This window comes from Rosistilla oblonga, assembly GCF_007751715.1.
GTDB classification, from domain to species: domain Bacteria; phylum Planctomycetota; class Planctomycetia; order Pirellulales; family Pirellulaceae; genus Rosistilla; species Rosistilla oblonga.
Genome location: NZ_CP036292.1, coordinates 2,543,103 through 2,555,344 on the forward strand (window position 1 = coordinate 2,543,103; position 12,242 = coordinate 2,555,344).

Annotated in this window: 7 protein-coding genes; 4 read left to right on the forward strand and 3 right to left on the reverse strand. The window is 58.3% G+C overall.

The annotated features are described in order from the left end of the window. Positions 1–143: 143 nt before the first annotated feature. Complete coding sequence (locus tag CA51_RS08990; RefSeq protein WP_197451702.1) at positions 144–4,844, reverse strand: PQQ-binding-like beta-propeller repeat protein; 4,701 nt, start codon at positions 4,842–4,844, stop codon at positions 144–146. A 417-nt stretch (positions 4,845–5,261) separates the two neighbouring features. Here CA51_RS08990 and CA51_RS08995 point away from each other — a divergent pair, with 417 nt between their 5' ends. After that, positions 5,262–5,846: a carboxypeptidase-like regulatory domain-containing protein gene (locus CA51_RS08995; RefSeq protein ID WP_145119790.1), complete on the forward strand. Its 585-nt coding sequence runs from the start codon at positions 5,262–5,264 to the stop codon at positions 5,844–5,846. A 112-nt stretch (positions 5,847–5,958) separates the two neighbouring features. Here the strand turns inward: CA51_RS08995 and CA51_RS09000 are convergent, their stop codons facing one another. Next, positions 5,959–8,253: an AMP-binding protein gene (locus CA51_RS09000; RefSeq protein ID WP_145119792.1), complete on the reverse strand. Its 2,295-nt coding sequence runs from the start codon at positions 8,251–8,253 to the stop codon at positions 5,959–5,961. Positions 8,254–8,507: 254 nt separating this feature from the next. On the opposite strand from CA51_RS09000, the gene CA51_RS09005 reads away from it, so the two are divergent. Both CA51_RS09005 and CA51_RS09010 read left to right on the forward strand, forming a co-directional pair. Then, the gene (locus CA51_RS09005; RefSeq protein ID WP_145119795.1) at positions 8,508–10,031 is read left to right on the forward strand and encodes a 3-keto-disaccharide hydrolase; all 1,524 of its coding nucleotides are present in this window, start codon (positions 8,508–8,510) and stop codon (positions 10,029–10,031) included. A gap of 171 nt (positions 10,032–10,202) precedes the next feature. Then, positions 10,203–10,502 (forward strand): hypothetical protein, encoded by a 300-nt coding sequence (locus tag CA51_RS09010; protein WP_145119797.1) that lies wholly within the window; start codon positions 10,203–10,205, stop codon positions 10,500–10,502. 32 nt (positions 10,503–10,534) lie between these two features. On the opposite strand, the gene CA51_RS09015 is transcribed toward CA51_RS09010, so the two are convergent. Continuing rightward, positions 10,535–10,993, reverse strand: coding sequence for a ferritin-like domain-containing protein (locus CA51_RS09015; RefSeq protein ID WP_145119799.1), 459 nt, complete (start codon positions 10,991–10,993; stop codon positions 10,535–10,537). Between the two features lie 745 nt (positions 10,994–11,738). Here CA51_RS09015 and CA51_RS09020 point away from each other — a divergent pair. Further along, positions 11,739–12,068, forward strand: coding sequence for an ArsR/SmtB family transcription factor (locus tag CA51_RS09020; protein ID WP_145119801.1), 330 nt, complete (start codon positions 11,739–11,741; stop codon positions 12,066–12,068). The last annotated feature ends 174 nt before the right edge of the window (positions 12,069–12,242 follow it).

Consider the following 12,242-nt stretch of genomic DNA (forward strand, 5'->3'; position numbering starts at 1 on the left):
TCAAATTTGGGCGCGTTCAATGCTGCCGCTCTTTGTACTGTCGAGCGTCGTGATTTGTTCGCCCGCCGATTTGACGACCGACGGCAAGCGACGTGACAAGCTTACCCCAAATTCAATCAACCACCATAGCACGATCGGAGCAACTATTCGACAGGTTCGAACAATCCGAACGGTTCCTTTGGCTTAATCGCATTCGCTCCATCGGCTGGGTCGGGTTGAGGTTGGATCGCACCGTCGGCAGGTTTTGGTGGCGGCGTGTCCTGCAACTTGATGCTCAATTGATTGCGAGCGATCGACACGATGTACTGCCAATCGGTCGGATTGATGCTGACATTGGTGACGACTTCCATCGGAATTCGCCGCGCGACCAATTGAGTTGCTTCGTGGGCGAGTCGCCCGTCGCGGACATCGATCGCTTGCAACGTGATGCTCCAATCGGGGATCCCGTCGTCGGACCGCGCCGGCCGTTGGCGTCGCGATAGGAACAACAGCGGGCCGCCGACCGGTTGGCCTGGGCTGACGCCAAAGGCACCCATTTCGAAGGGAGCGTCCCACAGCGGTTTGCCGGTTTGTCGGTCGTACGCCATCGCGGGGCCAGCGACTTCGACGTGTTGTTGATCCTTGCCGCTGCGGCTGTATCGCATCTGTTGGTCGTCGGGCAATTCGATGTTGGGCAGAACGATCAGGCGATCTTCCCAAAGCATCGCCCGCACGTTCAACAGCGGACCGCCCGGTGGCAGCGACGAACTCTCCAAGGCCTCGCCAGTTTGGAGATCCCAGATGTTTAATTCCCCTTCGGGTTGCAGCGTGACGACATAACGATTCTCCGCCACGTAACCTTTGGTCCCCGCTGGCAGCGATCCGCTTTCGATAGCGACCTCGCCAGTCGTGGCGTCCCATAATCGCAGCTTGAGCGAACCGGGCGTCTCGCCGCGAGCCGGAGTTTCGGTGTAGGTCAGCAGCCGGGATTCGACGCTCGCCCAAACCTGTTCGCCCGGTTCGACCCATGTTTCGGTTTTCATCGGCTGGCCATCGCTGGCGCGGAACCGGAAGACCTCACGCGTCGCTGGGTTGATGACCGAGACGATCGAATCGCTGACCGCGACGTAGCCGTCGTCGACGTTCACCGCCGCCCGCCAGAGGTCTTTGCCTGTCAGCACGTCGACTGCCGCAAGCGATCGAGGCTGCAGCATCATGAAGCGACCGTCGACGATCGAACTGGTCCGCAGCACCGGCTGGTTTTGCGCGTTGACGTGCCGCCGTTCCAGTTGGCCCCAGACATTGGGAGCCGGCCGAGTTTGGATGTGATTGTTGGTATTGGACGATCGCCAGACGCGACGCCAGATCTCCATGTCGTTCGGATTTTGAGTCGCTTGGAATAGATCGATGCCGATCACCGCAGTCGGCAACACCACGATCATCATGCCGTGATCGATGTAGACTTTTTCCGGCCCATTGCGATCGTTGTTGTTGCTGCTTTCCAGGTGGTACATCGGGCCCAAGGTTCCTTGGGGCGTCTGCATCTGCAGGCTGTCGGTGCTCTCGCTAGCCAGGATCTTCCAGTTGGCAAACGCCAGCCCATCGCTCTGCATCAGTTCCAACAGATCCGAACCGCCGCCGATTTCATTGGGGAATTCCATCGGTTGGGAGACTGCGTATTTAGGCCAGTCGGCCAGCGTCAAATTGGTTGACTCTTCGTCGCTCGTCATGCGCAGCAATTGTTTCCATTGGTCGCTCCCCCAGGGATCGTCTAGCTCGATCGCATCGGGAGCTTTGATTTTCGCAAACGTCGCCAACGCGTCGGATTCCCATTGAGCATTCAGATAGAGACCGGCGAGGGCGGCGAGCCAGCGGTCGCGGCGCGAATCCGTGTCGGCAGCGGCGATCGCTCCCCGCAGCAAGCGTTCGGCGGCCAGGAACGATCCCTCTTTGCGGAACCGTTGGGCGACGGCGAGCAGGACCGGATCACATGCTTCGAAATATCCAAAGTGCCGCTGCAGTTGTTGACCGCGGGGGCCGGTGATCGATGTCAGGTTCTGCAATCGCTGGGCGACGAGATCGTTGATCTCTGCCAACGCGTCGTCGTCGGCGCTTTGTACCAACTCACCAACCCGAGCTGCGATCCAGCCGTCGAGATTGGCGGTCCGGCCGTCGGCCAGTTCGATCCGTTGGGTGGCGTCGATCGTTTGCATGCCCATGAAGTTGACTTGAGGGGCCGAGAGTTCCAGCAACGCTTCGGCGGCCGCTACGAATTTCCCAGACTCCAGCAGACCAGTCGCCTTGAGTCGCAGCACTTCGGCTCGTTCTTGCGGCAGTTCGGCGACGCGATCGAGTTCATCGAGCAGTTGGATGTTGGCGGCAAAGTCGTCGCGCAGGGCGCCGACCATCGCTTCGACGATCAGGACGCGGGCTTCTTCGTATTCGGGGGCCTCGCGTGGGACGCGCCGCAGCCACTCGAGCGCCTCGTCGCGTTTCCCCTCTTCCAACAACAGTTCGCCTTTGCAGATCGTCGCCCAAATGTTGTTGGGATCAGCTAACAACGCGCTGGCAACGCTCTCGGCAGCGGTTTGCCGGCCGCGGGCCATCGCGATGTGAGTCGCCGATTGCGACAGCAGTTGACCGCGGACCGAGACGAGATTGCCCAGCGGGTAATGGACCTCTTGGCTGTTGCGCTCGCGTCCGTCGCGAGTCCCGATCGCAACCATCCGATTGCCGCTGGTCGGGAAGATAAATTGCTCGGGGCCAAACGCGCCGCGGCCGACGATCGATTCACCTTGGGTTAGCGGAGCCTCATAGTCCCAGCGTCGCTTGCCGGTGGCGACATCGATACCGCGGATCGTGTCGTTGCCGACCAGGATCGCTGTCCCGTCGGAGACGCCGCCGAGGTATTGCCAGTCTTCCCGTGGCAGTGTCGACCAAGCCGGTTTACCCGAACGTAGGTCGAGCGCGTACAAGCGGTCGCCTTCGACGGGAGTGAACAAAACGCGGCCCTGATAGATCACCGGGGTGCCGTCGTTCCATCGCGCCAGATAGGAACTGCTGTCGGTGTTGCCGCGTCCGCCAAAGGATCGCGACATCTGATTCATCATGTCGGTGCGTGGATAGCGAAATCCCCATCGCAGAGTTCGGGTGGCGAGATCCAACGCCACCATCGCGCCGTGCCCGGTCGGGCAGACCAGCGTGCCATCGGCGTAAGCCGGCACCGCGCCACCGATGCGACGGATCGGATCGTGTTCGATCGAACCCGCATCGACGGCTACCAAATGCTGACGCCACTGCAACGCACCGCTGGCGGGATCCAAGCAGATCAGAAAGATATCAGCCTTCTGTTCGGCGATCGCATACAGCAGGCCGTCGATCGGAAGCGGAGGGCCTAGGAAAAAGGTGTCGTCCAGTTGCGGTTCGGCTGAAAATTCACCGCCGATCGTCCAGACCAGTTTCCCTTGAGTCGCGATGTCCAGGGCGACCAGGGTGTTGGTTCCGCCGGCTGATTTCTGAATCCCTTGGATTCCCATCCCGCCAAATTGATTGAAGGTCGTCGGCCGGACTTCGCCCAAGTCCATCAGCATATAAACCCGTTTTCCGTCGCTGCTGATACGGCCAAAGGGAAGGTCGTTCCAGACCCTTTGCACCAACAGGCGATGCCGTTGATCGTCGTCGGGAATCTCGTCGGTCGGGATCGCGGTCCCGTCGAGGTTGTCGGAGAACCAAGGGTATTCCCAGACGTATTTCCCAGTCTCGAAGTCGATCGCGACCATCCCTTCGGTCGTCTTGGCGAGGACCGTATCGTCGACGACGATCGGTTGCCATGAGGGGATTGGGAACGCGCCGCCAGCTTGCTGCTTGGCTTCAAACTCCTGCAAAAATTCCTGCTGTCGCACGCTCCATGTCGTCTGCTTCATCCAGCGTTCGTTGCGCATCGGCAGCTCGCTGCCGCGGTATCCCGTGCGCGAAGCGTCACCGCCGGCAAGCGGTTGGTTGGCGGGGCTTTCGTCGTAGTGGGGTGTCTGTAGAGGGAAGTGTTTTTCTAACCACGTGGTGAGCGTTTTGACATCGGCTGTCGATTGAGGCAAGTCGACATCGCGGCCGTTGAGTTCGACGCGTCCAGTGGAGAGATCGCCCAGCGACACAAGGACGTCGACGGCGCGGTCGGTCTGCCCCGCCTGATACCAGCTGCCCGCCAAGGTGACGATCAAGCTAGATCCCAGCTTGTTTCGCATCCGTTCGTAGCGATACAAGCGATCGAGCGTCAGCGCGGCGGCTAGCGGTTTGCCTTGCGTAAGGTCGCGATAGCCTAACAGCAGAGTCGCTTGTTGGCCGGCGTCGGTGTGCAGGAATTCACGCGATACCTGAGCGATGCCACGCCAGTCCTGTTGCGCAACGGCTTGTTTCAGTTCGGCGGCGGCGCGGCTGCCATAACGCAAGTCGTAGATTTCGAGCCCCTTGCTGGGCAGCCGGCTCAACAGGTCTTCGGCTTCTCGCAACAAACTGTTGTCGGCTAGTGCTGGTTGTTCGTTGGGCAAGAAGAAGTCCTGCCCCTGCATCTCGCTGAGCCGTGAGTTTGTCTTTCGCGCCAGCAGTTCGCCCAGCAGAATGATAGCGTCGCCGTACCTCGCTTCTTCGATCGCCTCTTGCGCGTCGGACATCTCCTGCCGCAGCGATCGATCGGGTTCGATGAACTGCCCGCCGTCGGTGGCTCGTCGGTCGCGAACGCCGAACTGTCCCATCGCGTCGCTCGCGATCGCGAGGGTTGCGAAGATCAGCACCCCGGTGGTGAGCCTCTGCCAGGCGGAAAATCCAACGGGAGCGAAGAGGGCGAGGCGGGGCTGAAAAGCTTCAGGCATATTTAAACAATCCATAGCTAAACTCGCGATGCATGGCAAATGGTCGGCCGCGGCGCACGGTAATGACGATCCGGCGGCAACGCCATGTTTGTTAAATTGTAGCGTATCGGTAGTGTGAAGGAATCCGAGTGCTGCGCCAGACGGGACAATCGGTGCGATCCCTACCATCCACACAGCTGGCCCCCTATTGGAGCCCATTCTTTTAATGCGTGCTCAAATTTCGAAGATTGATCAAACCGCTTTTGGATGTCAGACGATCTGTGACTTGGGTGGAGCATTTGAAGACGCTTTCCGAACCAGATTAGTTGTTTGCACTGCAACGAAGAGGGTCGCCGACCGCTCGGTCGACTATTCCCAGGTTGCGACTGCAAACAGGGGTGGTGGATCGAACTACGTTAAGACAGAGCAGTGAAAACAATGCGAAATACAAAACTATTGAAGTCTGTTGTCACGATCGTGACATGTGCGGCGATGATCGTACCGCAGCCCGCCATGGCGGCGGCGCGAGCGACACAAGTTGTCGATGGTATCCAAGTTAGCTCGGATATCAAAAATGTACGTCGTGGAAAAACGGTTGCGCTTCGCGGTGCGATCGTCGACCAAAGTGGCAAGCCAGTTGTCGGGGCACCTGTGGTGATTGCCCAACAAGGCAATGTCGTCGCCGAGCTGAACACAGCAGCCGACGGTCGCTACCAATTGGCCGACGCAGCACCAGGCGTTTATCAAGTGGCTAGCTACGCTGGCGTTCAAACGATCCGCCTGCACGCGGCAGGTGCTCCTGCCGATTCGGTCGACGGAGTCGTTCAAGTGATCGACAACGAAGGCGTCGCACGCGGCCAATATTGTGCCGGTGGCGCCAGCTGCCAAGGCTGTGACCAATGCCGTCCAAAGCGTTTTGCTTTGTTGAAGAAGGTTGCTACCAGCCCGCTGACATGGACCGCTGTCATCGCTGCTGCGATCGCGATTCCTCTGGCATTGGACGATGACGACGACGCCAGCTGATTGCGGTTTGGCATCGGGGCAAGCCGACGCAGTTAGTTAATGATGAAATGAAAGAGAGCCGGTTCGCAATTCGAACCGGCTCTTGTTGTTTAACGATCGTCGTGGGGCGTGATCAGCGAGCGACCGCCGACGTCAACTCCATCGCGAGATCTTTCGCCGCTTTGAGATCCAGCTTGCCCGTTCCCAGCAGCGGGATTTCGGCGGTCTCCAGAAAGCAATCCTGCGACGGAATGTAGATGTTGGGCAGCCCCGCCGCGACGAGATGCTTCCGCAGTTCTTCGGGAGTCTTTTCACTGGGCAGGTGCAACACGATCAAGCGTTCGCCTTTCTTCTGGTCGGGAACCGCCGTCACCATCACGCGGATCTGATCGTCCTCGTCCCCTTCGCAGAACGCTTTGGCTAGTTCCTCTTCGATCTGGATGTGAGGCACCATTTCACCGCCAATTTTGGAGAATCGGGAGACGCGGCCGGTGATGTGAATGAAGCCCTCTTTGTCGATCTTGGCCACGTCGCCAGTCGCATACCAGCCGTCGCGAATCGCTTCGACGGTCAAGTCCTCGCGTCCCATGTAGCCCTTCATCACGTTGGCACCACTGATCATCAGCAGCCCGTCGGTGTCGGCTGGCAGATCCTCTCCGTCATCGGGGGAGATGACTTTGGCTGCCACGCCGCTCACTGGTCGGCCGACCGAACATTCGCGACAATCGATCTGGAACTTTTCGACGCTCCGCGAAGGAGGGACGTTGACCGAAACCAGCGGGCTCAGTTCGGTCGCGCCATAACCTTCGACGGGGCGAACGCCGAAGCGTTTTTCGAACTGATCAGCCAGCGCGATCGGCATCTTTTCCGCTCCGACGACAACCACATCAAGATGCTTGAACTGTTCCGGTTCAATCCTTCTCAGATAGCCTCGCAAGAAGGTCGGCGTCCCCAGCATCACCGTAGCTTTATACTTCTCGGCCAGCTTGCCGACCTGCTTGGCATCCAGCGGGTTGAAGTGGTAGGCTCCCGCCGCGGACAGAGTGTTGACGCCCCACAGCGTGACCGCATAACCAAACGAATGGAAGAACGGCAGCACGCCCAGCACCGTGTCGTCTTTCCTCAGCCGGACCACGTTGTCGATCGCGTCGACGTTGTGACCGATGTTGGCGTACGTCAGCATCACTCCCTTTGGCGTTCCGGTGGATCCCGAAGTGAAGATCACGGTCAGGATGTCGTCGGGGCTGACGTGTTGTAGGCCCAGCATCCGTTCGGTGATCGCAGCGGGGAAAACGTAGCCTCCCAAGGCACCGGCAATCTTATCGAACAGGCCGACACGATCTTTGATGTCTTCCAGGTAGACCATCTCGGCGTCCAACTGGAAGTCGAATTTCTCCATGAACCGGCGACTGGTTAAGACGTGTTTGATCCCGGCGGTCGCGATGCACTTGTTCATCACAGCCGAGGAGACGGTGTAGTTCAGATTGACTCCGACGCGGCGATCAAACGCAAGCGCAAAGTTGACAGCAACGGCGGGGACACTTGGCGGCAACAGGATGCCGACATTGGTTTCGTCGTCGGAGAGGACTTCGCGGCGGAGTGTTCGCCGTAACGCGAGGACACGAACTAGCAAGGTCTTGCCGCTCAGTTCGGTGCCCGTCGAATCGACCGACTTAAATCCTCGGCCGCTGCTACGTAACGATCGGAGCAATCGACGCGTCAGGATCGGTTGTCGGGTGCCGCCACAGCGAGCGGCTTCGGCGTTTAATTGCTGCACCTTCTCGCGGACCGTGGCGACAGGCGTCTGCGTGGGAAGCGGTTTGCCTATGTAGAGGGTCAGTGTGCGACGCGACAGTTGTGGCAGTTTCCAGATGAAACGCCCGCCGGAATTGCTGAAGATGCTGCCCCACATGCCATCCAGGTAAACGGGGACGATCGGCGCTTCGGTCCCCTTCAAAATCTTCTCCATCCCCGGACGGAAGGCTTGCAGTTGGCCGTTCCGCGAGATGCCCCCTTCGGGAAACAGACCGATCACCTTGCCTTGATTCAGGCCGTCGCGGCCCGCCTTCAGCGCTCGAGCAATCGATTTGGGACTGGCGGTCATCAGGATCGAATCGAAGACCTGCGACAGCGAGAACATGAACTTGCTGCGGAAGTTGCTGGCGTCGACGATGAAATGGACCGGGCGGGGAATGAACCACAGCATCAACGATCCGTCGAGCCACGAGACGTGGTTTGAACACAGCAGGTATCCGCCTTCGGACGGCAGGTTTTCCAGCCCCACGATCCGCTTGCGATACAGGCATCCAAACAGCCCGCGAAAATAGAGCCTGACAAACCATTCCCATTGCATGAAGATTGCCGCCACCAAAGCGACGTGTATCGCAACAATCAACAAGACGAGGGCCAATAATATTTGAAGCAGCATCTTGGGCCGTGTTGGTAAAAGAGTACGAGGGTAAAGGGAGATCGCAGCGACCTATTCCCCAGTTTACCGATAAACCGTCTCCAGAAGGAGACGAGTTTTTCCCTTGTTGACTAGAGCCTGTTTTTCGATCGCGTTTCGGTTTTAAGCGGAAGATCTTGCTATACTGTTCCACGAGTCTACAGGACTTCCTTCCATCCCGCCGCTTGGCCTTGCCACGCCTTCCTCCTTTCCCTTCCGCCCCGAGTTCCGCTGCTATGAATAGGTTGAGCTTCCCTGGTTCGTTTCTATCCCTTGCCACGTGTTGTTTGCCGTCGCTGCAAAACAAGCCGGCCGTTCTGACTGTCGCCAGTTTGGTCTGGTTTTCGGTTTGCGGGCTGTCGGTTCCCGCTTCCGCTCAGAAGGGCAAGCCCGATCCCAACGTGGCGGCTGCTCAAGCGGTCGATGCTCGGTTGGCGGAAACCGCCGCTTGGGCTGATCTGTTTAATGGGAAAGATCTCAGTGGCTGGAAGGGAGACACCGCCGGCTACGTCGCGCAGGACGGCCTGCTCGTATGTAAGAAAGGTGCCAAGTTGCTGCTCACCGAAAAGGAGTATTCCGACTTTGCCTTCCAGTTCGATTTCAAATTGGAGCCCAGCGGAAACAACGGCATCGGGATTCGCGTTCCCGAAGGTGGTCATCCGTCGACCGACGGCATGGAGATTCAGATCCTCGACCACGATGGCGACAAATACAGCACGCAAATCGATCTCGGCAACGGAAAAACGCGATCGGTGAACCAATTGAAGCCGTGGCAATACCATGGTTCGGTCTACGGAATCTATCCAGCCAAAACGGGATACCTGAAACCTGTCGGGGAATGGAACACGCAAACCATCGTGGCGATCGACGACCACATCATCGTGATCCTCAATGGGGCGGTGATCGTCGACGTTTTCCTCGACGATCAGCTGCCGATCGATGGCAAGGCACACCCGGGCAAAGACGCTCGCAAGGGGCATCTGGTGTTGGCCGGCCACAACGACCGCGTCGAATTCAAGAACCTCCGCATCGCCGACTACAGCGTCTCGCCGCCACGCCCTCAATCGGAGACCGACAACACGCCGCCGGCAGGTTTTGTCAGCCTCTTTAATGGCCAGGACCTCAGCGGTTGGAAGGGGCTCGCCGACAAGAACGCCAACAAACGTCGCAGTCTGTCCGGCGAGGCGCTAGCGACTGCGCAAGCCGCCGCCGACGAAGTAATGCAGGCTCACTGGAGCGTCGTCGAGGGCGTGCTCACCTACGATGGCAAAGGCCAAAGTCTGTGCACCGACAAAGATTACGGCGATTTCGAGCTGTACGTCGATTGGAAGATCCCGCCGGGGGCCGATTCGGGGCTTTATCTGCGAGGCACGCCGCAGGTTCAGATCTGGGATCCTTGGGATCCGCGGGTAAAACCGGGCCAGTCGCCGCCAGCGGATCCGCAAGCTTGGGTTGCCGCCTACACCAACGGTCGCAATCTCGGCTCCGGCGGCCTCTGGAACAATCGCCGTTGGCGAAACGCGCCGACGATGCTCGCCGACAATCCGCCGGGGCAATGGAACACGTTTTTCATTCGAATGGTTGGGGAGAAGGTCAGCATCTGGTTGAACGAAAAACTGATCGTCGACCGCGTGAAATTGGAAAACTACTGGGATCGATCGGGCAAGCAGCCGTTGGCTCGAGCCGACCAGATCGAGCTGCAGCACCATGGCAGCGAGCTGTTTTTCAAGAACATCTATCTCCGGCAGCTCCCCTACTGATCGCGGAATTCCCTGCGACCGTTAAGTTCGCCGCTGCGGCGGACCGACTTTTCACATGATTTCCAAAATAATTCCAGTCGCGAGTCGAGTGCTCGTTGACGGCTGGCTTTGACTGGCTAACATGATGATATTGAGACCGGTTATCAACAGCTTTTTTTCTGGCGATTCCCTTTGAGTAACGAAACCCTCCTAAACGTGTTCCCCACCGACGATGAACGTCGCCGCCTGGTCGTAGCGATCCAGCGTTGCGAGGGGGGCGTCGACCGATTGGTACTGCGTCAAGAATCGTTTTCTCAAGATGTCGGCTGGTTCACGCAGAGCAGCATGGCGATCGAGCCGGAGCAGTTGCCCGGGCTCAAAATGGCTCTGACCAGCAATACCGCTCGCAAGTTGCAACGCCCTTGTCGCAGCGGCGGCGCGTCGCCAGCGGTACTCAGTTTCAGCGAAGCGGCGACAAGCCGAGTTGGCTGAAATCGCCGCCGTTCGATTCGGCAGCGTCCTGCTTAGCCCGACTTCTTAGCCGAGTGGGTCGCAGCGGCACCGGCGGCTGTTGAATTTCGCAGCAGCTTGGTGTATTCGTCGACGCCCTCTTGTTCGTCGTTGAGGATGTCTTCGAGGAAGATTACCAGCGGGCGATTTCCTTCGGCGAGGTCGAGTGCTTTTTCGTACATGTCGACAGCTTTGGATTCGAATTCAAGGCTGAACTGCAAAACCTCTTGCAGGTCGCGCGATTGTTGAATCTCGTTGCGAGTCGCGACGGGGACACCGCCGAGAGCGACGATCTTGTCGCCGATCAATTGCGCGTGTCCAAACGATTCTTTTGCGTCGCCGAGGAAACGTTCGGCGTAAACTTCGCGCCACACACCTTCGATGATGAAAGCGGCTTGCGAGTATTGGGCTACGCCGGTCCACTCGTGTTTCAGGATTTCGTTCAGGTGCGCGATGAGTTCTTGGCTTGCCATGATGAGGCTCCTATTTAAGCTGGGAGGCAGTCTGTAGTCTTCTAACTATCCACTTGAAGCCTATCGAGATAACAGGCGGAGAAGAAGACCAGAAAATGGCGTTCTACGCTGGTTTTTCAATATATTTTGCCGTCTTGAAAGTGAGTCTCAGTTGCCTGCGTCAGCCGCCATTTTTTCGTTGTGAGCGCGCGATTGAGGGCGTTCTTTGGGTGGGGGATCGTCCGGCGATTTGCTGAGGTGCTGCGCGCGAATTTTCCTTCGACGTTATCCTCGCAGTTCGGGGGATCAACCGATCCGTAGCCACAAGATAACGGGTGGTTGCATTGGAACCGCCAGGGCAAGGCTGTGCGACGGCGCAAAGATGTTCCGGCAGTCGATCGTTTGGTGGACAATTGGCGAAGTCGGATGCGGTTATTCGGTGCTACCCCACTGGAGTGCTGCCGATAGCAAAGCTGCTGTCTCGATCGATTGCTGGACTGAACGCCGCGCACTTCTCGCGGATACCAACAGTGATCGTTCGATTTGCGATCACTGTGCAGTTTGCAACCGTTGCCGGCGTTGCAGGCGGAGGACAAATACATTCTGACCTTCTTGCGAAGGTTCGTTTTTGGTGGCGGCTGGTAGCTTAAATTCAAGCAGCGATTTGCCCTGGCGTGCGCGGGAGGTCGCTGGGGGCTACTGCAGTTGCTATTCTGAATGTCGTTGCGCAGGCAGCGCGATTCGATTCCTTTTGCCGGAGTGGGTTATGTCAGATCCAAATCTCGATGACGAAACGCGATGCGCGGTCTATTTGAAGGCTTTGGCCGATTCGTTGCGACTGCAGATCATCCGGGCATTGCAGAACGGACCGCTGAGCGTTTCCGATTTGGCGTTGGCGTTGGATCAGGAAATCGGCACTGTCTCGCATCATCTACGCGTGCTCTATCACGCCGATCTCGTCACGACCGAGCGAGAGGGGAAGTTCATCTATTATTCGTTGAACAAGCAGGTGCTGGGGGGCAAGTCGAAGGCGCGGCGAGGGGCGTTGGATTTCGGCTGTTGCAAGTTGGACATGGGGCCGATTGCGCGGACTTGATGGCGGGCGATGATTGACTTTCATTCTGACGATAGTAAGAATGTTAGCATGTCCGATGCTGCCCCCCCCGGACTGCGCTGCTCAAATTGCTGGAACCCGAACCAATGCCGACTCTCCACGATGCCACGCTCGGCTGCTGCTGGCAGTAATAGTATCGCTGGCTCGAGCTGTTTG